Origin of the sequence: Haliea sp. E17, from assembly GCF_048323675.1 — a bacterium.
In the GTDB taxonomy this organism is placed as follows: Bacteria; Pseudomonadota; Gammaproteobacteria; order Pseudomonadales; family Halieaceae; genus Mangrovimicrobium.
The window spans coordinates 36,278-53,657 of the sequence record NZ_JBLWFK010000005.1 but is presented as its reverse complement, the minus strand read 5'-3'; the positions used below and the strand labels follow the sequence as shown (position 1 = coordinate 53,657).

At 64.1% G+C, this 17,380-nt stretch carries 18 protein-coding genes, 1 tRNA gene and 1 pseudogene; 8 read left to right on the top strand and 12 right to left on the bottom strand.

The window, feature by feature from the left end; all coding sequences use genetic code 11:
• Positions 1–56: 56 nt before the first annotated feature.
• The 7 genes from ACNKU3_RS13660 to mutY all read right to left on the bottom strand — a co-directional run bounded on the left by ACNKU3_RS13660 (position 57) and on the right by mutY (position 6,742).
• Positions 57–1,613 carry a di-heme oxidoredictase family protein gene (locus tag ACNKU3_RS13660; protein WP_418260050.1) on the bottom strand — a complete coding sequence of 519 codons (1,557 nt, stop codon included), beginning with the start codon at positions 1,611–1,613 and terminating at the stop codon, positions 57–59.
• Positions 1,614–1,895: 282 nt separating this feature from the next.
• Positions 1,896–1,971: transfer RNA gene (locus tag ACNKU3_RS13655), tRNA-Phe, on the bottom strand.
• Between the two features lie 194 nt (positions 1,972–2,165).
• Positions 2,166–3,182: a glutamine synthetase beta-grasp domain-containing protein gene (locus ACNKU3_RS13650; protein WP_418260049.1), complete on the bottom strand. Its 1,017-nt coding sequence runs from the start codon at positions 3,180–3,182 to the stop codon at positions 2,166–2,168.
• Between the two features lie 342 nt (positions 3,183–3,524).
• The gene (locus ACNKU3_RS13645; protein ID WP_418260048.1) at positions 3,525–4,319 is read right to left on the bottom strand and encodes a PP2C family protein-serine/threonine phosphatase; all 795 of its coding nucleotides are present in this window, start codon (positions 4,317–4,319) and stop codon (positions 3,525–3,527) included.
• Positions 4,320–4,337: 18 nt separating this feature from the next.
• Positions 4,338–5,285 (bottom strand): serine/threonine protein kinase, encoded by a 948-nt coding sequence (locus tag ACNKU3_RS13640; RefSeq protein ID WP_418260047.1) that lies wholly within the window; start codon positions 5,283–5,285, stop codon positions 4,338–4,340.
• 104 nt (positions 5,286–5,389) lie between these two features.
• Complete coding sequence (locus tag ACNKU3_RS13635) at positions 5,390–5,662, bottom strand: oxidative damage protection protein (RefSeq protein ID WP_418260046.1); 273 nt, start codon at positions 5,660–5,662, stop codon at positions 5,390–5,392.
• 3 nt (positions 5,663–5,665) lie between these two features.
• Positions 5,666–6,742 carry an A/G-specific adenine glycosylase gene (gene mutY / locus ACNKU3_RS13630; protein WP_418260045.1) on the bottom strand — a complete coding sequence of 359 codons (1,077 nt, stop codon included), beginning with the start codon at positions 6,740–6,742 and terminating at the stop codon, positions 5,666–5,668.
• Between the two features lie 276 nt (positions 6,743–7,018).
• Between mutY and rnk the strand changes: the two genes are divergently transcribed.
• From rnk to hisF, 5 genes are all read left to right on the top strand, one after another.
• Positions 7,019–7,432, top strand: coding sequence for a nucleoside diphosphate kinase regulator (gene rnk / locus ACNKU3_RS13625; RefSeq protein WP_418260044.1), 414 nt, complete (start codon positions 7,019–7,021; stop codon positions 7,430–7,432).
• Between the two features lie 96 nt (positions 7,433–7,528).
• Positions 7,529–8,122: an imidazoleglycerol-phosphate dehydratase HisB gene (gene hisB / locus ACNKU3_RS13620; protein WP_418260043.1), complete on the top strand. Its 594-nt coding sequence runs from the start codon at positions 7,529–7,531 to the stop codon at positions 8,120–8,122.
• A gap of 9 nt (positions 8,123–8,131) precedes the next feature.
• Complete coding sequence (hisH, locus tag ACNKU3_RS13615) at positions 8,132–8,785, top strand: imidazole glycerol phosphate synthase subunit HisH (RefSeq protein ID WP_418260042.1); 654 nt, start codon at positions 8,132–8,134, stop codon at positions 8,783–8,785.
• Positions 8,779–9,513: a 1-(5-phosphoribosyl)-5-[(5-phosphoribosylamino)methylideneamino]imidazole-4-carboxamide isomerase gene (gene hisA / locus ACNKU3_RS13610; RefSeq protein ID WP_418260041.1), complete on the top strand. Its 735-nt coding sequence runs from the start codon at positions 8,779–8,781 to the stop codon at positions 9,511–9,513. Before hisH ends, hisA begins: the two co-directional genes overlap by 7 nt.
• A gap of 11 nt (positions 9,514–9,524) precedes the next feature.
• Positions 9,525–10,298, top strand: coding sequence for an imidazole glycerol phosphate synthase subunit HisF (gene hisF / locus ACNKU3_RS13605; RefSeq protein ID WP_418260040.1), 774 nt, complete (start codon positions 9,525–9,527; stop codon positions 10,296–10,298).
• 141 nt (positions 10,299–10,439) lie between these two features.
• Here hisF and ACNKU3_RS13600 read toward each other — a convergent pair.
• The 4 genes and pseudogenes from ACNKU3_RS13600 to gpmI all read right to left on the bottom strand — a co-directional run.
• Positions 10,440–11,063, bottom strand: a pseudogene (locus ACNKU3_RS13600) (divergent polysaccharide deacetylase family protein); the annotation flags it as partial.
• A gap of 174 nt (positions 11,064–11,237) precedes the next feature.
• Positions 11,238–12,560 carry a S41 family peptidase gene (locus tag ACNKU3_RS13595; protein ID WP_418260039.1) on the bottom strand — a complete coding sequence of 441 codons (1,323 nt, stop codon included), beginning with the start codon at positions 12,558–12,560 and terminating at the stop codon, positions 11,238–11,240.
• An 80-nt stretch (positions 12,561–12,640) separates the two neighbouring features.
• Positions 12,641–13,684 carry a murein hydrolase activator EnvC family protein gene (locus ACNKU3_RS13590; RefSeq protein ID WP_418260038.1) on the bottom strand — a complete coding sequence of 348 codons (1,044 nt, stop codon included), beginning with the start codon at positions 13,682–13,684 and terminating at the stop codon, positions 12,641–12,643.
• Positions 13,685–13,794: 110 nt separating this feature from the next.
• Positions 13,795–15,369 carry a 2,3-bisphosphoglycerate-independent phosphoglycerate mutase gene (gene gpmI, locus ACNKU3_RS13585; protein ID WP_418260037.1) on the bottom strand — a complete coding sequence of 525 codons (1,575 nt, stop codon included), beginning with the start codon at positions 15,367–15,369 and terminating at the stop codon, positions 13,795–13,797.
• Positions 15,370–15,586: 217 nt separating this feature from the next.
• Here gpmI and ACNKU3_RS13580 point away from each other — a divergent pair, with 217 nt between their 5' ends.
• Genes ACNKU3_RS13580 through secB form a run of 3 tightly spaced genes read left to right on the top strand, consistent with a single transcriptional unit; the run spans position 15,587 to position 16,787 of the window.
• On the top strand, positions 15,587–16,009 hold the full coding sequence (locus tag ACNKU3_RS13580; RefSeq protein WP_418260036.1) for a rhodanese-like domain-containing protein: 423 nt from the start codon (positions 15,587–15,589) through the stop codon (positions 16,007–16,009).
• 24 nt (positions 16,010–16,033) lie between these two features.
• Positions 16,034–16,279 (top strand): glutaredoxin 3, encoded by a 246-nt coding sequence (grxC, locus tag ACNKU3_RS13575; protein ID WP_418260540.1) that lies wholly within the window; start codon positions 16,034–16,036, stop codon positions 16,277–16,279.
• A 34-nt stretch (positions 16,280–16,313) separates the two neighbouring features.
• Entirely contained in the window at positions 16,314–16,787 is a 474-nt protein-coding gene (secB, locus tag ACNKU3_RS13570; RefSeq protein ID WP_418260034.1) for a protein-export chaperone SecB, read from the top strand.
• 52 nt (positions 16,788–16,839) lie between these two features.
• On the opposite strand, the gene ACNKU3_RS13565 is transcribed toward secB, so the two are convergent.
• Entirely contained in the window at positions 16,840–17,304 is a 465-nt protein-coding gene (locus ACNKU3_RS13565; protein WP_418260033.1) for a tRNA (cytidine(34)-2'-O)-methyltransferase, read from the bottom strand.
• Positions 17,305–17,380 lie beyond the last annotated feature (76 nt).

Sequence of the window (17,380 nt, the reverse complement as noted above, 5' to 3'; positions counted from 1 at the left end):
TGCACCGCGAAGAAATTACAGCGCCTGCCCGAATTGGTCGGGGAGGCGCGGCGTGGTTACCAGGAGCGCGTGTTGTTGTTCTCGTCCACCACCAGGCTCATGGTACCCGGCGGGAGGATTTGCAGGGTCTTGAGAAACTCGATCAGCGCATCCTGGTCATAGCCCGTCAACGCCGAATAGGCTTCCCTGCTTTCCTTTGCCTCGCCGGCGTGCGCGATCACTGCCTCCCGGATCGTGGTGAATTTGCCGTGATGGAAATAGGGCGGTTCGTTTGCTATGCCCCACAGGCGACGGGTCAGGAACTGTGAGTTGCCAGCGAAAAACTCCACCGAACCGGCGGGGAAGTGCATGTTGAGCGTTTCGCGGTTGGGATCGTCCTCACCGCTTGTGATGTCGTGCAACTTGAAATCGGTAAAGACGGGCACCCAGGTAACCGCATCCTGTTTACTGCGGTGCAGGCGGGGTTTCGGCAGGTTCTTACCGTTGAGGTTGACGGGTACAACCTCGGCAAAATCCGCGTTGAGGTTGCCCGCAGGGTTATAGGGTCCGGGTTCGGTGAAAATATGCCCGTCGCCGGTCAGTGGCAGTTCGGGAATGTGGCAGCCCGCGCAACCAATGTCGGCAAACACGTGCTCGCCCCGGCGTACCGCCTCTTCCACCGGTTTGGAGTTCGGGATGACCCGGCCGGGCACTGGCAGGGTGGCCTGGAACAGCGAGACCGCGGTGATATCGTCTTCGGTCAGTTCATCGCTGAACCCGTCCTCGTCGGCGTCGACACCCAGCCCAAAACGCTCCACGGATTGCATGCCGTGGTGGTGATTGAAGGCATTGTTGCTGAACTGCCGCAGCGATACCACGGCGCCTGCCTGGTGAAACGGCAGGATGGTGAGTGAGGGTGGGGCATCCGGCGAGGAACTGCGGGTGCTGGCCACGGGCAGGCCGTCGATCGCTTCGGTCAGCCAGTTGCCTGCGCCGTCCCGCCCCAGGCGACCGAAGTCAATGCCCTTGGAGCTGAGCTCCGCGCTGTCTCCGGGGGCCAGTGAATCGCGAATGGCGCGCAGGTCGGCAGTGATCTGCCGGGCGAGCATCTCTACATAGCCGCTGCCGAACATGCCGACAGTGGCCCGGCTATTGCCGATGCTGGAAAGGGTCGTGGGATTGCCCGACTCGTCGAGCGTGCCGCGGGTCGGAATGGGATCACTGCTCTCGAACGTGGCGAAATCGAAGCGCTGCGCCAGTACGAAGACGTTGGTAACGAAGTCGCCGCCGCCGCCCGGGATGCCATAGGGTGCATTGTGGCAGCCGGCACAGGAGTTCGCGTCCGGTCCGGATACTCGATTGAAATTACGCGGGAACAGCAGGGGGGACGACGGATCGGTTAGCGGGCTACCGGTGCCGGTTGTCTGCGGACGCCCTCCACCCTCCTGGATCGTCCAGTTGGCCGAGAAAACGGCGCGGCCGTGGTCCAGTACTTCATTGGTGGGCAGTTGAGCCGCTTCGCCAAACTGCAGGTGCCGGGGTAGTGCAACCTCGCGGCCGATGTCGGCGACCGACGTCATTGATCCCAGCGCGGCGACCAGTAGCCACGCGCGGCGTGCATGTTTCAGCTCCATTGAAGTACCCCAAGTCCTTTTACAGCAAGCACACAAATGTTTTTGGGATTCTACTTGAGCCCGATGGAATGAAAAGGAACCGGTTCACACATTCGCAGGCGAGGCCCGCTGAACCTGGTGCATCGAGTGTAATTGAACGTCTCGGGGCTGTTGTTGCGTCCCCGTTGCGAACCGCAGGCACCCGCTCGGTAGCCACCGGCATAGTGTCGCGCCGGTGTCGACAGACGGTGTCGGCTGATACAAAAAAGCCCCGCGGTTTGGCGAGGCTTGATCGTCTAGTTATGGTGCCCGGAGACAGAATCGAACTGCCGACACGGGGATTTTCAATCCCCTGCTCTACCAACTGAGCTATCCGGGCGGAGGTCGCGAACGCGAGAGGCGCGTATTAAACCCGCGTAGGGCGTGGGAGTCAAGGGGGAAAGGGGCTCTGGTGGCGACTATCTCTAGCCGCGTCCCATAAAGGGCGGAAGTGCCAATTCTGGCTGGTGCACCGGATACAAAAAACCCGGGCGTGGCAACTGCCAGGCCCGGGTTTACTGTACAGAACCGTGCTTAGAAGCCAGCTTCCTTACAGGTCTTGATGATAGCCGCGGCTACCTTGTAGGGATCCGCGTTGGAAGCCGGGCGACGGTCTTCCAGGCGGCCGACCCAACCATCTTCCGGTGTGGTGATAGGAATACGGATAGATGCGCCGCGGTCGGAGATGCCGTAGCTGAACTCGTCGATCGCCTGGGTTTCGTGGCGGCCGGTCAGACGCTGGTGGTTGTCGGCACCGTAAACGCTGATATGGCGCTCGATGTTCTTGCCGAATTCCTCACAGATCCTGGTGAAGACTTCTTCCTTGCCCTCTTCACGCATCGCGGTATTGGAGAAGTTGGCGTGCATGCCGGAGCCGTTCCAGTCGGTGTCGCCCAGGGGCTTGGGATGCCATTCGATCCACAGGCCGTATTTCTCGGCGGTGCGCTCGAGCAGGTAGCGAGCCAGCCAGATCTCGTCGCCGGCACGCTTGGCGCCCTTGGCGAAGATCTGGAATTCCCACTGGCCGGCGGCCACTTCAGCGTTGATACCTTCGACGTTCAGGCCAGCTTCCAGGCACATGTCCAGGTGCTCTTCGATGATGTCGCGGCAGAAAGCGTTCTTGGCGCCTACCGAGCAGTAGTAGGGACCCTGGGGATCGGGGAAGCCGCCGGCGGGGAAGCCCGGCGGACGGTCGGTGCTGGAATCCCACAGGAAGTATTCCTGCTCGAAGCCGAACCAGTAATCTTCGTCGTCCTCGCCTTCCATGATGGTGGCGCGACCGTTGGATACGTGGGGAGTGCCGTCCGCGTTGAGCACTTCGCACATTACCAGGTAGGCGTTCTTGCGGTCCGGGTCGGGAATGACCATCGCAGGCTTGAGCAGGCAGTCAGAGGCGTTGCCCTCGGCCTGTTCGGTGGAACTGCCGTCGAAGGACCACATGGGGCATTTTTCCAGGGTGCCGTCGAAATCTTTGCGGACCATGGTCTTGCTGCGCAGGCTTTGAGTCGGGGTGTAACCGTCAAGCCAGATATATTCCAACTTACTTTTCATCTTGCGATTCTCTTTTGATAGCAGATTATGGAAGGAACCCAATGCGGGTAGTAAACCTCTAGCAGGCTCAAAAAAGCAAAATCCATTCCAACCTTGGCATTTTGCACCAAATGGAGGAAAAGCGACCATAAATGAGCGCCTTACGTGGATTTTGCCGGATTCTGGCGACAATTCACGCTGATTTGACATTTATGGGTGCATAAGATTGCGCGATGGCGGTGCATTTGGCGTGCCAAACGCACTAATTTGGTGCTTTTCAGTGTCGCAGGGTCTCCCCGGAATCGTCCATCTGCCCCCCTCCGGCGGCTTCGCTGCAAGCGGGGCGGGAGGGGCGCTGGGAGGTCAGGCAGGCGCGCTTGCGTCGACCACGATGGCAGTAATGTTATCGCGGCCGCCGCGTTCGAGGGCGAGGTCGACGAGGGCCTTGCAGCTGTCCTGGGCGGCGCCCTGGGCCAGCAGGGTTTGGATGTCGTCGCAGCCCACGGGGTTGTAGAGGCCGTCGCTGCAGAGCAGGTAACGATCGCCGTCGTGGACGCTGGCGAAGCCCAGGTCCGGCGTCAGGCTCTCGCGGATGCCTACGGCGCGGGTCAGGACGTGCGACGTGTGATGCGTGACCTTTTCCTCGGCGGTCAATTCACCCCTCGCGTGTTTCTGCTGCGCCAGGCTGTGGTCTTCCGTGAGCTGTACGAGTTCTCCGTCGCGCAGCCTGTACAGGCGGCTGTCACCCGCCCACAGGAAAAAACACTGATTACCATGGGCGAGCATTACCACCACGGTTGTCCCTGGCCGGTGTTTGCGGAAGGCGGTGCGACATTGCACGTTTGCCGCCTGCAATCGGGTTTCCAGGTCCTGTAGATTGGCGAGTACCGAACCCTGCGGGGAAAATGTCCGGAGCTGCTTGACCACGGCACTGCTGGCGAAGTCGCCGCGGCTGTGCCCCCCCATGCCGTCGGCTACTACCCACAGCCTCTGTTCCTGTGAGTCCAGGAAGGCATCCTCGTTGATGTGGCGTACGCGCCCGACATCGGTGAGGCTCGCGCTCCGCCATGTAATGGCTCCGGCGGCATTGGCGTCCTGTGTCCCTGCTTCGAAACTGTCCGCGATCTCTGCGATCTCTTGCAGTGAAATTTCCGGCATATGAAGTTCCACCCGATTTCAGTCGTTGAGCCAGTTTTCCCGGAGGATGCGCACCAGTTCGCCAGCTGATTCCGGCCGCCGCGCGGGGTCTTTCTGCAGGCACTGCATGGTCAGGTTGGCCAGCACTTCCGGGACGTGCTGGCGGGTAACCTTGCGCGGGTCCGCGGGTGTTTCGGTGCGGATCTGCTGCAGCAGGGTGGGGATGAAGTCGCCCTGGAAGGGCGTGGTTCCGGTCAGGCATTCGTACAGCAGGGCGCCCATGCTGTAGAGGTCGGACTGGAATGAAATGTCGGGGTCGCGGTTGATCTGCTCGGGTGACATGTACATCACGGTGCCCTGCAACTTGCCTTCGCCGGTCATGCCCGGGTCGCCCTCTGCCTCGTTGATGTCCTCGTCGCTGTCTGTCGTGTCCGTCCTGTGCCAGACCTTGGCCAGGCCCCAGTCGAGCAGCAGTACCTCTCCATAGGGGCCGATGAGGATGTTGTCCGGCTTGATGTCGCGGTGCAGCACGCCCTTGGAATGGGCGTAGCCCAGGGCCTGCCCCACCTGCTCGATGACTTCCATCAGCTGGGTCAGGTCGTAGCGCTCGCGGTAGTTCAGTACCTCGCGCAGGGTGTAGCCATGCACCAGCTTCATGGTGAAGTAGTAGTTGCCCTTGTTGTCGCGGCCGAGCTCGTAGGTGGGCACAGTGTTCGGGTGCTGCAGGCAGGCCGAGATACGCGCCTCGCGCAGCAGGCGCCGGGTCTCGATCGGGTCGTTGATGAATTCGGGACGCAGGCTCTTGTAGCAGATGGTCCGGCGCAGATGCAGGTCGCGACAGGACTTGATCAGCGACTTGCCACCCTTGGCGATGGTGGAGAAATAGGCGTAGCGGGTATTCGGGTTGAGCTGCTCGGGCAGGGGCGCATCGGTATCTTCTGCGTAGAGAGGCGTATCAGCGTCTTTTTGCTGCGGGAATTCGAGCATGGATTACTCCGTCGGACCGCCGGGCTTCGCGCAGCGGGAAGTGTGGAGGCAGTATACTCAATACGCCTTGCCTTGGCAGTCAGTGGGGCCGCGAGGCCCCGCAGCTATTCGGAGGGCGGCACGTAACCTTCGGCCTGGTCGAATTCCTCGCCGGCGAAGAACTTCTCCATCTCCTCCTGCAGGTACTTGCGCGCCTGGGGATCGACCAGCGAGAGATGCTTCTCGTTGATCAGCATGGTCTGGTGGGCCTGCCATTCCTGCCAGGCTTGTTTTGAGACATTGTCGAAAATATCCTGGCCCTTCGGGCCGGGGTAGGGCGGGGCGTCGAGGCCTTCGAGTTCTTCCCGATACTTTTTGCAGAATACGGTGCGGGGCATGGTTTACTCCTCTGCCTTGTCCTGGGGCTCGCCGGCCAGCTGCAGCAGCAGCCGCAACACCGGTGCGGCGAGCCCGACCTGTGCGGTTTCGCGCACGTTATACCAGAGCTGCCGGTCGGCTTCCATGACGCTGCCAGGCGACACCGGCAGTTGCAGCAGTACCGGCTCTATATCGAGGTGATAGTGGCTGAAGGTGTGGCGGAATTCCGGCCAGTGCTCAACGGCTGTGGGAGTGCAGCCCAGCGTGTCGCTGCTCCACTGTGCCGGTGAGCGCTCCCCGGCTTCCGGAAAGCACCACAGCCCGCCCCAGATGCCCGGCGCCGGCCGTTTCTCCAGCCACACCTCCCCGGCGCTGTTGCGGGCCATCAGCAGGCGGGTGGATTTCACCGGCATGGCCTTGCGCGGCTTCTTGCCCGGGTAGTCCTGTGGGTTGCCCTGCTGCCGCGCGATACAGTCCGCGGCCAGCGGGCACACCCCGCAGGCCGGTGACGAGCGAGTGCAGAGCAGCGCCCCCAGGTCCATCATCGCCTGGTTGTAATCCCGGTGACGTTCGCCGGGGGTGAGTTCCTCGGCAATCGTCCAGAGGTTATCGTGCACTGCCGATTTTCCCGGCCAGCCCGCCACTGCCCGGTGCCGGGCGAGCACCCGCTTCACGTTGCCGTCGAGGATGATGCCGCGTTTGCCGAAGGACGACGCGAGGATGGAGCCCGCCGTGGAGCGGCCGATGCCCGGCAGGGCCTGCAGGGCCTGCAGATCGTCGGGGAACTCGCCGCCGAATTCCGCAGACACCATTTTTGCCGCCTTGTGCAGGTTGCGCGCGCGGGCGTAGTAGCCGAGCCCGGTCCACAGGTGCAGCACTTCGTCCTCGGGCGCTGCGGCGAGGCTGGTGACGGTGGGGAAGCGCAGCAGGAAGCGTTCGAAGTAGGGAATGACCGTCTTGACCTGGGTCTGCTGCAGCATGATTTCCGACAGCCAGACCCGGTAGGGGTCGGCACTGCGCTGCCAGGGCAGGTCGTGGCGGCCGTGCTGGTCGAACCAGCTGAGGATGCGGGTGGCGAAGTGGCGGCTGGATCGGGTCACGGGCTACAGGCTGTCGGTAGTCAGGAGGCGGAATCCGAAGCACGGTACCCGCCCGTCCTACTGCGGGTCAATGCCTGCCCGGGGGGCTTCCAAAACTGCGCGGTTGGTGCGATGCTCGGCAGCGGTCCCCGAAGCCCGGCGCCGCGTTTTCCCACACGCGGTCTTCGCCAGGCAAACTGAACTTCCCAAAGCAGTCAATTCACGGCACTCCGGTGCCGGGGTGATTTTCGGGGTGGATATTTGTGACGCGCAGGCAGCGCTGACAGGTGAAACAGCATGTTGATCAAACCCGGTATTACAGTGTCATCCCTCGATGTGGAGCGGCTGGAGAAGCTGATGGCGCGCCAGGCCGACGCTTCCCTGCCGGGCCTCGATGCCCTGCAGGAGGAACTGGACCGCGCCAACCTGGTGGCGCCTGCGGAGATGCCGGAAACCGTCGTGACCATGAATTCCACGGTGCGCTTCCAGGACCTGGCCAGCGGCCGGGAATTCTGTCGCACGCTGGTATACCCGGCGAGCGGCGCCCCGGCCGCCGACTGTATCTCCATATTCGCCCCGGTCGGCAGCGCCCTGCTCGGTTTGAGCGAAGGCGATGACATCGACTGGCCGAAGCCCGGCGGCGGGGTCCTGAAGGTGCGTATTCTCGAGGTGGTGTACCAACCCGAGCGCGCCGGCGAGCTGCATCGCTAGATGGATATTGGCCGCTGCCTGCGCGGCCGGCTTTTGCTATAATCTGCCGCCTTTTTGGCAACATAGCCCCGGACTCCCCCAGGATTGGAGATGACAATGGCCGAGCGAAAGGCGACCGTGAGTCGCAACACGCTGGAAACGCAGATTACTGCGAGCGTAAACCTCGACGGCAGCGGCAAGGCGCAGCTGGAAACCGGTATTCCGTTTCTGGAGCACATGCTCGACCAGATTGCCCGCCACGGGCTGTTCGACCTCGACATCAAGGCCGTGGGCGACCTGCACATCGACGACCACCACACCGTGGAGGACATCGGCATCACCGTGGGCATGGCCTTCGCCGAGGCGGTGGGCGACAAGAAAGGCATCATGCGCTACGGTCACGCCTACTGCCCGCTGGATGAGGCGCTGTCGCGCGTGGTGATCGATTTCTCCGGCCGCCCCGGGCTCACCTACCACGTGGACTACACCCGCGCGGCGGTGGGCGGTTTCGACGTGGACCTGTTCATGGAATTCTTCCAGGGCTTCGTCAATCATGCCCGGGTGACCCTGCACATTGACAACCTGCGCGGCGACAACACCCACCACCAGGCCGAGACCATCTTCAAGGCCTTCGGCCGCGCCATGCGCATGGCGCTGGCCGAGGACCCGCGCATGGCCGGCGTCACGCCGTCCACCAAGGGCGTGTTGTAGGCCGCGGTGATGAGCAGCGGTAGCGTCGCCGTCATCGATTACGGCATGGGCAATCTCCACTCGGTGGCCAGCGCGCTGCGCCACGCCGGCGCGGGAGAAGTGCGGGTCACCTGTAACGCCGCCGAGATTCACTCGGCGGACCGGGTGGTGTTCCCCGGGGTCGGCGCCATGCGCGACTGCATGGCGGAAATCCGCCGACTGCAGTGCGACGAGTTGCTGGCCGATGCGCTGTTCGAGCAGCGCAAGCCGGTACTGGCGATCTGCGTCGGCATGCAGGCCCTGCTCGACCACTCCGAGGAGAACGGCGGCGTGGATTGCCTGGGCCTGATTCCCGGCAGTGTGCGTCATTTCGGCCGCCCCCTGCTGGACGCCTCGGGCGAGCGCCTCAAGGTGCCGCACATGGGCTGGAATGTAGTGCAGCAGGCGCGCGAGCATCCCCTGTGGTCGGGTATCGAGGATGGCAGCCGCTTTTACTTCGTGCACAGTTATTACGTGCACGCGGAGGACCGTGCGCTGGTCGCCGGTCGCCTCGATTACGGCATCTCCGCGGATGCAGCGCTGGCCCGCGACAATCTCTTCGCGGTGCAGTTCCACCCGGAAAAGAGCCACACCGCCGGCCTGCAGTTACTGAAAAACTTTCTTGAATGGGACGGAACATGCTGATCATCCCCGCTATCGACCTCAAAGACGGCCAGTGCGTGCGCCTGCGCCAGGGCCTGATGGAGGACAGCACCGTGTTCTCCGACGATCCGGTGTCCATGGCCACCCGCTGGGTGGAAGCCGGCTGCCGCCGCCTGCACCTCGTGGATCTCAACGGGGCCTTCGCCGGCACCCCGGTCAACGGCGAGGTGGTCACCGCGATCGCCGCGGCCTACCCGAACCTGCCGATCCAGATCGGCGGCGGTATCCGCGACCTGGCAACCATCGAGCATTACGTCAAAAGCGGTGTCAGCTACGTGATTATCGGCACCAAAGCGGTGAAAGAACCCGCCTTCGTGGCCGAAGCCTGTCGCGCCTTCCCCGGCAAGGTCATTGTCGGCCTGGACGCGAAAGACGGCCTGGTGGCCACCGACGGCTGGGCGGAGGTCTCCGGGGTGCAAGCCACTGACCTTGCGAAGCAGTTCGAGAGCGACGGCGTCTCCGCCATCGTCTACACCGATATCGCCCGCGACGGCATGATGCAGGGCGTCAACGTAGAGGCGACAGTCGCCATGGCCCGCGCCTCCAGCATTCCGGTAATTGCCTCCGGCGGTATTACCAACCTCGACGATATCCGCGCCCTCAGCGCTGTGGCCCACGAGGGTATCTGCGGCGCGATCACCGGCCGGGCGATCTACGAGGGCACGCTGGACGTCGCGGAAGCGCAGAAGTTCTGCGACGCCGCCGCCTGAGGACGCTGCCCATGGGACTGGCCAAGCGCATTATTCCCTGCCTCGATGTCGACAACGGCCGGGTGGTCAAGGGAGTCAACTTCGTCGGTATCCGCGACGCCGGCGACCCGGTGGAAATCGCCCGCCGCTATAACGAGCAGGGCGCCGACGAGATCACCTTCCTCGACATCACCGCCAGCCACGAGGGGCGCGATACCACCGTGCACACGGTGGAGCAGATCGCCGAGAACGTCTTCATCCCGCTGACTGTCGGCGGCGGTATCCGCAGCGTGCAGGACATCCGCACCATGCTCAACGCCGGCGCGGACAAGGTCAGTATCAACACCGCGGCCATCCACAACCCGGAACTCGTCCGCGAGGCGGCGGAGCGCTTCGGTTCCCAGTGCATCGTGGTGGCGATCGACGCCAAGCGGGTGGACGACGTGGACGGCCAGCCGCGCTGGGAAATCTTCACCCACGGCGGCCGCAAGCCCACCGGCATCGACGCGGTGGAATGGGCGCGCAAGATGGCGGGCCTCGGCGCCGGCGAAATCCTGCTTACCAGCATGGACCGCGACGGCACCAAGAACGGCTTCGAACTGGGCGTGACCCGCGCCATCAGCGACGCGGTGGATATCCCGGTGATTGCCTCAGGGGGGGTCGGCAACCTCGACCACCTGGTCGAGGGCATCACCAAAGGCGGCGCCGACGCGGTGCTCGCCGCCAGCATCTTCCACTTCGGGGAGTACACCGTGCCCCAGGCCAAGGCCTATATGGCCGAGCGCGGGATCGAAGTCCGGCTGTAGGAAAAAAGGGGTCAGAGCCCTTTTTACACCACCACCGCGGTTGAATTCTGCTGACTTGAGTAAAAAGGGCTCTGACCCCTCTTTCTCTCCCAGCGACGCGTTGTGCGGGATGCTGCCCCAGCGCGCCAGCACCTCCGACACCAGCGCCAGCTCAATCCCCTCACAGGCCAGCCGCGGCAAGGCCTCCGCCAGTACCTCGGCGGTGGCCGGGTAGGGGTGGCCGATGCCCACAGCGACCCGGTTTTCCCGCGCCAGGGCCAGCAGTTTGCGCAGCTGCCGGCGGATGGCCGGCGCACTTTCATCGTTGTCCAGGAATACCGAGCGGGAGATGTTGGGCACACTGAATTCGCTGGCCGTGCGGGCGGCCACGGTCTTGGCACTGGTGCGCGAGTCGACGAAGTAGAGGTCGCGACGCAGCAGTGCCTGCATCACCCAGCCCATCTGCAGGGGCAGGGTGGTGAGCTCGCTGCCCATGTGGTTGTTGAGCCCGCGCAGGTGGGGGACCGCGTCGATATCCGCCGCCAGTACCGTGTCGAACTGCTTGCGACTGAGCGCCGGGGTGAGTACCCCGCGCCCCGGCTGTGCGCCACTGGTGTTGCTCATCGGCGCGTGCAGCAGGATTTCCTTGCCCGCGGCAAAGCCCGCCTCGGCAATCTCCCGGCCGTGGGGGCTATGCGGGAGGACGGCGAGATTGAGTTTGCCGGGCAGCCTTGCGATAGCCAGGCCGAGGTCGCGGCGATTGCCGATATCGTCGATGATCAGCACCAGTGAGCCGCGCGGCGCGGTGGCGGCGATGCTCGCCGGCGGTGGCACCAAGCAGTCGGCGAGGCTGCGGCTCGCGCCTGTCACCGTCACCAACAGCAGCCAGCCTGCCGCGCGGCCTGCGTTTCCAATCCTTTGTTTTCGGTGCTCCCCTGGTGTGCGAGCAGTCACTTGTTATTATCTGGGTTCAGCTGATGCCGACTGTGGCCTGAGCACTGGTGGGGGCTCGCGCAGGCCGAGGACCGTGAGTCCCTTGAGCAGTGAGAGCGCCTCGTACAGCTGGTTGTCGGAGCCCTGCAGTTCCCTGGCAGCGGTATTGGCCTTGCCCGCGTTGTCGCTGGCGCCATTGCCGTTGTCCAGGTGGCGGGAGAGGTCGGCCTCGGTGATACCGCGGGGGTCGTCGTAGGCGGTGACCTTGGCCCGCTGCACCTCGATATCCGGTTCGATGCCCTCGGCCTGGATCGAGCGTCCGCTGGGCGTGTAATACAGGGCGGTGGTCAGCTTGACCGCCCGGTCCTCGGAGATCGGCAGCACCGTCTGCACCGACCCCTTGCCGAAACTGCGGGTGCCCATGATGACCGCCCGGTGGTGGTCCTGCAGGGCGCCGGCGACGATTTCCGAGGCGCTGGCGGAGCCGGCGTTGATCAGCACGATCACCGGCTTGCCGTCGAGGGCGTCGATCGGCTCGGCGTTGAAGCTGACATGGGAGTTGGGCAGCCGGCCCTCGGTATATACGACCAGGCCGCCGTCAAGGAACAGGCCGGCGACGTCCACGCTGGCCTTGAGCACGCCGCCGGGGTTGTTGCGCAGGTCCAGCACCAGGCCCTTGATGTTCTGTTCGGTGGCCAGCTTTTCCACCGCCTTCTGCACCGCGGGGCCGGTATTGCTCTGGAACTGGGCGATCCGCACATAGGCAAAGCCGGGTTCCAGCCAGCGCTGGCGCACGCTGGCGACCTTGATGACGTCGCGCACCAGGGTGACCTCGAAAGGCTGGCTTTCGCCGGGGCGGCCGATGGTCAGTTCGATCTCGGTGCCGGCGGGGCCGCGCATCATTTCGATCGCCTCGCCGAGGCTCATGCCCTTCACCGGCGTGGTCCCCAGTTTGAGGATGACGTCGCCGCTGCGCAGGTCGGCCTTGGCGGCGGGCGAGCCGTCGATCGGGGCGATAACCGTGACATAGCCATCCTGCATGCCGACTTCCAGCCCGAGGCCGTTGAACTCCCCGCTGGTGGTTTCCTGCAGGCCCTCGAAGGCCTCCTCGCTGAGGTAGACCGAGTGCGGGTCGAGCCCCATCAGCATGCCCTGGATGGCGTAGTCCAGCAGGGTGCTGTCGTCGATTTCCTCGACGTAACCCTGGCGAATCTGGTTGAAGACGTTGGCGAAGGTACGCAGCTCCTCGAGGGGCAGGTCGCCCTCCTCGACGGCGGCCCCGGCGGGCAGGGCTAAACAGGCGGTGGCGGCCAGGGGCAGCAGCCAGCGGGGCAGGAGAGCAGGGGTCATGGATACCACCGTGGGCCAGTAGTTATTGCTGGAAACTTCAGTAGTTTACCTTAATGGCGGCGGCGTGCGACTGGCAAGTTTCAGCGCCGGCACCAGAGCGAGGGGTTGACCGGCTTGCCATTCTCGCGGACCTCGAAATAGAGGGCCGGCTCGGTTCTGCCGCCGCTGTCGCCAACCGTGGCGATTGGCGTGCCGGTCCCGACCCATTCGCCGACTTCCTTCAGCAGGGTCTGGTTGTGGGCGTAGAGGCTCAGGTAGCCGTCGCCGTGATCGACGATGATCAGCAGGCCCATGCCGCGCAGCCAGTCGGAATAGATTACCCGGCCGTGGTGAATTGGTTTGACCAGGGTGCCGGGACTGGCGGGAATCGTAACCCCCTGCCAGCGCATCTTGCCCTGGTTGCGCGAGTCACCGAAGCGCGCGATGGCGCGACCGGGCACGGGCCAGGGCATCTTGCCCTTCGCTGACTTGAAGGGCTGGGCGTCTTCCTCGGGGATATCAAGTTCCACGATGGCCTTGCGGATTGCTTCGAGCAAAGCCTCCAGTTCCTTCTGATCGGCCTCCAGCCTGGCCAGCGTGCCGCCCTTTTCCTTCAACTCGGCGTTGACCCGGGCGAGCGCCGCGCTGCGGGCCTCGTTCGCTACCGTCAGCTGCGCCTGCTGTTCGGCGAGGGTTCGCTGGTTTTCCTCGAGTGCTGCCAGGCTGGTGCTGATTTGCTTCTCGTTGTCCGCCAGCGCGGCCAGGGTCTGGCGGAACTCCTCCAGCACCTCGTTGCGGGCGCGGAAGAAATAGCGATAGTAGGCGAGATTGCGGGCCAGGGTGTCCGGGTTCTGTTGATTCAGCAACAGCTTGATCTGGGCCTGGCGGCCCATCTTCCATGCCGTGCGCAGCTCCTGGGCAATGCGCTCCTGCTGGGCCTCGGCGGCGGACTGCAGGCGCGCCTGCTCCGCCTTGAGTTGCCTGAGTTCCGCCTCGTGGGCACTGATCTCGGCCTGGTTGGCGTTGATCTGTTTGCTGATTCGCGCTTGCGCCAGTTCGGCTTCCCTGAGCTGCGCGCGCAGGCTGTCGCGCTCCTTCCCGGCGCTGCTGATCTCCTGATTGATCTTCTTGATCTGCGCCTGCAACTCGCGCAGCTGTGCCTTCGCCCGGGCCTCGTCGGGCTCAGCGAAGGCGGCCGCTGCCGCGGTCGCGAGGACCAGCAGGAGAGCAGCGGCACAACGGCGGGAGTTGCGGGTCAGGAGGCGGCCCCGGCGAGACGCGCCGGTTCTGCCAGGTTGCGACCGGTCATCTCCGCCGGCTGGCGCAGGTGCATCAGCCCCAGCAGGGTTGGCGCGATATCGGCGAGGATACCCCCCGCGGGGTCGAGATGAACGGCGTCGCGACCGATGTAGACCAGCGGCACCAGCTCCGTGGTGTGCTGGGTGTGATGCTGGCCGGAGTCGTAATCGACCATCTGCTCGCAGTTGCCGTGATCGGCTGTGACCAGGGCCTGGCCGCCCACTTCCAACAGCGCCGCCTCCACGCGACCGAGGCAGGCATCCAGGGCCTCGACCGCCTTGACGGCTGCCGAGTAGACACCGGTGTGGCCGACCATGTCGCCGTTGGCGTAATTGCAGACGATGAAGTCGTATTTGCCGGAGCGGATGGCCGCGACCAGTTTATCGGTCACTTCAGGGGCGCTCATCTCGGGCTTGAGGTCGTAGGTGGCCACGTCCGGGGAGGCGACCAGTTCGCGGTCTTCGCCCTCGAACAGCGCCTCGCGGCCGCCGGAGAAAAAGAAGGTGACGTGGGCGTATTTTTCCGTCTCCGCGATGCGCAGCTGGGTCTTGCCCTGTTTGGCCAGGTAGTCGCCGAGCACGTTGGCGAGGGATTCCGGCGGGAAGGCTACGGGCACTTTGAGATCCGCGGCATATTCCGTGGTAGTCACGAAGGCCGCCAGTTGCGGGCGCGCCCTGCGCTCGAAACCGGCGAAATTGTCGGCGACCAGCGCGTGGCTCATCTGCCGGGCGCGATCGGCGCGGAAGTTCATGAAAATGACGCTGTCGCCGTCGCGGATAAAGGCGGGTTCCGCCCCCTCGGGGACGATCACCGTGGGTTTGACGAACTCGTCGCTCTCGTCCCGGCCATAGGCCGCGGCCAGTGCACTGCCGGTATCGGCGGCGCTGTATTCCCCGCAGCCCTCGGTCAGCAGCCGGTAGGCGGGCTCGACCCGGTCCCAGCGGTTGTCGCGGTCCATGGCGTAGTAGCGGCCGCAGACACTGGCGACCCGGCCGCAGCCGAGTTCCGCGAACACGGCATCGGCCTTCTCCAGCGAGGGGCCGGCACTGCGCGGCGGCGTATCGCGACCGTCGAGAAAGGCGTGCAGGTAAACCTCTTTCGCGCCGCGCTGCGCCGCCAGTTTCACGGCGGCAAAGATCTGGTCCTCGTGGCTGTGCACGCCGCCCGGTGAGAGCAGGCCCAGTATATGGACGGCGCCGCCATTGGCGAGGGCCTTGTCCACCGCACCGGTGTAGACCGGGTTGCTGAAAAAGTCGCCGTCGGCGATGGCCTTGTCGATGCGGGTGATGTTCTGGTAGATCACCCGGCCGGAGCCCAGGCTCATGTGGCCGACCTCGGAGTTGCCCATTTGCCCGGCGGGCAGGCCCACATCGAGGCCGGAGCCGGAGATCAGGGTGTGCGGCGAATCGCGCCACAGGCGGTCCCACACCGGGGTATCCGCGTTGGCGATCGCGTTGTCCTTGACTTCTTCGCGGTATCCCCAGCCGTCCAGGACAATCAGCACGGTAGGGCGCTTCCGGGTCTCTTGCATGAGTCTTCCGTTCCAGAGGGAGTTGCGCAGTGGAATGGCCTATTCTACCCGCTCGCGGCGGCCCCTGCACAGGGCCGGAGGCGACAGCTCCAGTCCAGTACTGGCGCGGCCTGCAGGGGTGGTTGGTCCGGGGCTTAGCCTGTATACTCTGCGCCTTTTGTGAACCCGGGCCAGCACTGGCCGCGGGTGTTACCCACGCTCTACAGGCCCCGAAGGCATGGCGCTATTTTTTGAGTTCCTCGCGCAGGAATGGATGCTGGCCACCGCACTGCTGGTGGTGCTGGCGATGTTGTTTTTCCACGAATCGCGCAAGGCCGGCCCCTCGCTGACCCCGCAGCAGGCGATTAACCTGGTCAATGCCGAGGCCGGTATTTTTGTAGACCTGCGCGACAAGGCCGACTACAAGGCCGGGCACATTGTCGACGCGGTGCACATCCCCAGCAGCAAATTGCTGAATAATGACACCGTAGAACTTGAGAAATACCGCGAACGCCCCATTGTACTGGTATGCAAGCTCGGCCAGAACGCCGGCGCCGTGAGCAAGAAGTTGCGCGCAGCCGGTTTCGACAAGGTCTATAAGATGGGCGGCGGAATGACCGAGTGGAGCAACCAACAGCTGCCGGTAGTCGGCAAGGGATAAAAACGCGTGGCACAGGCGGTAACCATGTACACCACCCGTTTTTGCCCCTATTGCGTCCGCGCGCGGATGCTGCTGGAAGGCAAGAACGTCGAGTACACCGACATCCGTGTGGATGCCCAGCCCGCGTTGCGGCGGGAAATGATGCAAAAGAGCGGTCGCCACACAGTGCCGCAAATCTGGGTCGGCAACGTTCACGTGGGCGGCTACGACGACCTCGCCCGGCTGGAACGGTCGGGCAAACTGGACCAGTTACTACAACAGGTGCCCTAGGGCACACAGCAATTCCGAAATGGAGGACGGCACCATGGCCGAGGAACAAGTTCAACAGCAATTCGCGATGCAGCGCATCTACACCAAGGATATTTCCTTCGAGTCACCGGCTACCCCCGCCGTCTTCCGCAAGCAGTGGCAGCCCAAGATCAACCTGGACCTCAACACCTCCAGCAACAAGATCGACGACCAGAACAACTTCGAGGTGGTCCTGACCATCACCATCACTGCGAAAGTGGAAGACGACACCGCCTTCCTGGTGGAAGTGAAGCAGGCCGGTATCTTCCTGATCGCCGGCTTTGACGGCGAGGACCTGCGCCGCATCCTCGGCACCGCCGCGCCGAACGTACTGTTCCCCTACGCGCGCGAAACCATCGACAACCTGTGCGTCAAGGGCGGCTTCCCTCCCATGATGCTGGCACCGGTCAACTTCGACGCCCTCTACCAGCGCGCGCTGGAGCAGGCCGCCAGCCGCCAGGCTGGCGAAGGTGAAGCCGCGGTCAACTGATTGCGCTTACCAGCGAAAACGGGGGCTGCGGCCCCCGTTTTTGTTTCCGCTGTCAGCCCAGCCCCGGAAAACCCAGCTGCCGCAGCGCCTCGTAGGTAACCACCGCTACCGCATTACTCAGGTTGAGACTGCGACTGTCCTCGCGCATGGGAATCCGCAGGCAGTGGCCGGGCCCCAGTTTCTCCCTGATATCCGCCGGTAGCCCGCGGGTTTCGGGGCCGAACAGCAGGGCGTCCCCGTCCTGGTAGGCAATCTCGTGATGCCCTTTGCTGGCTTTGGTGGTCAGCCCCAGCAGCCGTGCACCGGGATTCGCTGCCTCGAACGCGGACAGGTCCGGGTAGCGCCGCACCTCCGCGAAGTCCCGGTAGTCCAGCCCCGCGCGGCGCAGTTTCTTTTCTTCCAGGTCAAAACCCAGTGGTTCGATCAGGTGCAGCGCACAGCCGGTGTTGGCGCACAGGCGCATGATGTTGCCGGTATTCGGTGGGATTTCCGGCTGGTAGAGGACGATGTGGAGCATCGCGGGATTTTAGCCATAGGCTGCCGGGACGGGAAGTTCCGGGGCTGGTTTTCATTGTCGGGTTCGGTGATAACGG

Bases quoted from the DNA above. Each gene is read 5' to 3' on its own strand.
- ACNKU3_RS13660 (WP_418260050.1), bottom strand. From the start codon at position 1,613: ATGGAGCTGAAACATGCACGCCGCGCGTGGCTACTGGTCGCCGCGCTG.
- ACNKU3_RS13650 (WP_418260049.1), bottom strand. From the start codon at position 3,182: ATGAAAAGTAAGTTGGAATATATCTGGCTTGACGGTTACACCCCGACT.
- ACNKU3_RS13645 (WP_418260048.1), bottom strand. From the start codon at position 4,319: ATGCCGGAAATTTCACTGCAAGAGATCGCAGAGATCGCGGACAGTTTC.
- ACNKU3_RS13640 (WP_418260047.1), bottom strand. From the start codon at position 5,285: ATGCTCGAATTCCCGCAGCAAAAAGACGCTGATACGCCTCTCTACGCA.
- ACNKU3_RS13635 (WP_418260046.1), bottom strand. From the start codon at position 5,662: ATGCCCCGCACCGTATTCTGCAAAAAGTATCGGGAAGAACTCGAAGGC.
- rnk (WP_418260044.1), top strand. From the start codon at position 7,019: ATGTTGATCAAACCCGGTATTACAGTGTCATCCCTCGATGTGGAGCGG.
- hisB (WP_418260043.1), top strand. From the start codon at position 7,529: ATGGCCGAGCGAAAGGCGACCGTGAGTCGCAACACGCTGGAAACGCAG.
- hisH (WP_418260042.1), top strand. From the start codon at position 8,132: ATGAGCAGCGGTAGCGTCGCCGTCATCGATTACGGCATGGGCAATCTC.
- hisA (WP_418260041.1), top strand. From the start codon at position 8,779: ATGCTGATCATCCCCGCTATCGACCTCAAAGACGGCCAGTGCGTGCGC.
- hisF (WP_418260040.1), top strand. From the start codon at position 9,525: ATGGGACTGGCCAAGCGCATTATTCCCTGCCTCGATGTCGACAACGGC.
- ACNKU3_RS13595 (WP_418260039.1), bottom strand. From the start codon at position 12,560: ATGACCCCTGCTCTCCTGCCCCGCTGGCTGCTGCCCCTGGCCGCCACC.
- gpmI (WP_418260037.1), bottom strand. From the start codon at position 15,369: ATGCAAGAGACCCGGAAGCGCCCTACCGTGCTGATTGTCCTGGACGGC.
- ACNKU3_RS13580 (WP_418260036.1), top strand. From the start codon at position 15,587: ATGGCGCTATTTTTTGAGTTCCTCGCGCAGGAATGGATGCTGGCCACC.
- grxC (WP_418260540.1), top strand. From the start codon at position 16,034: ATGTACACCACCCGTTTTTGCCCCTATTGCGTCCGCGCGCGGATGCTG.
- secB (WP_418260034.1), top strand. From the start codon at position 16,314: ATGGCCGAGGAACAAGTTCAACAGCAATTCGCGATGCAGCGCATCTAC.
- ACNKU3_RS13565 (WP_418260033.1), bottom strand. From the start codon at position 17,304: ATGCTCCACATCGTCCTCTACCAGCCGGAAATCCCACCGAATACCGGC.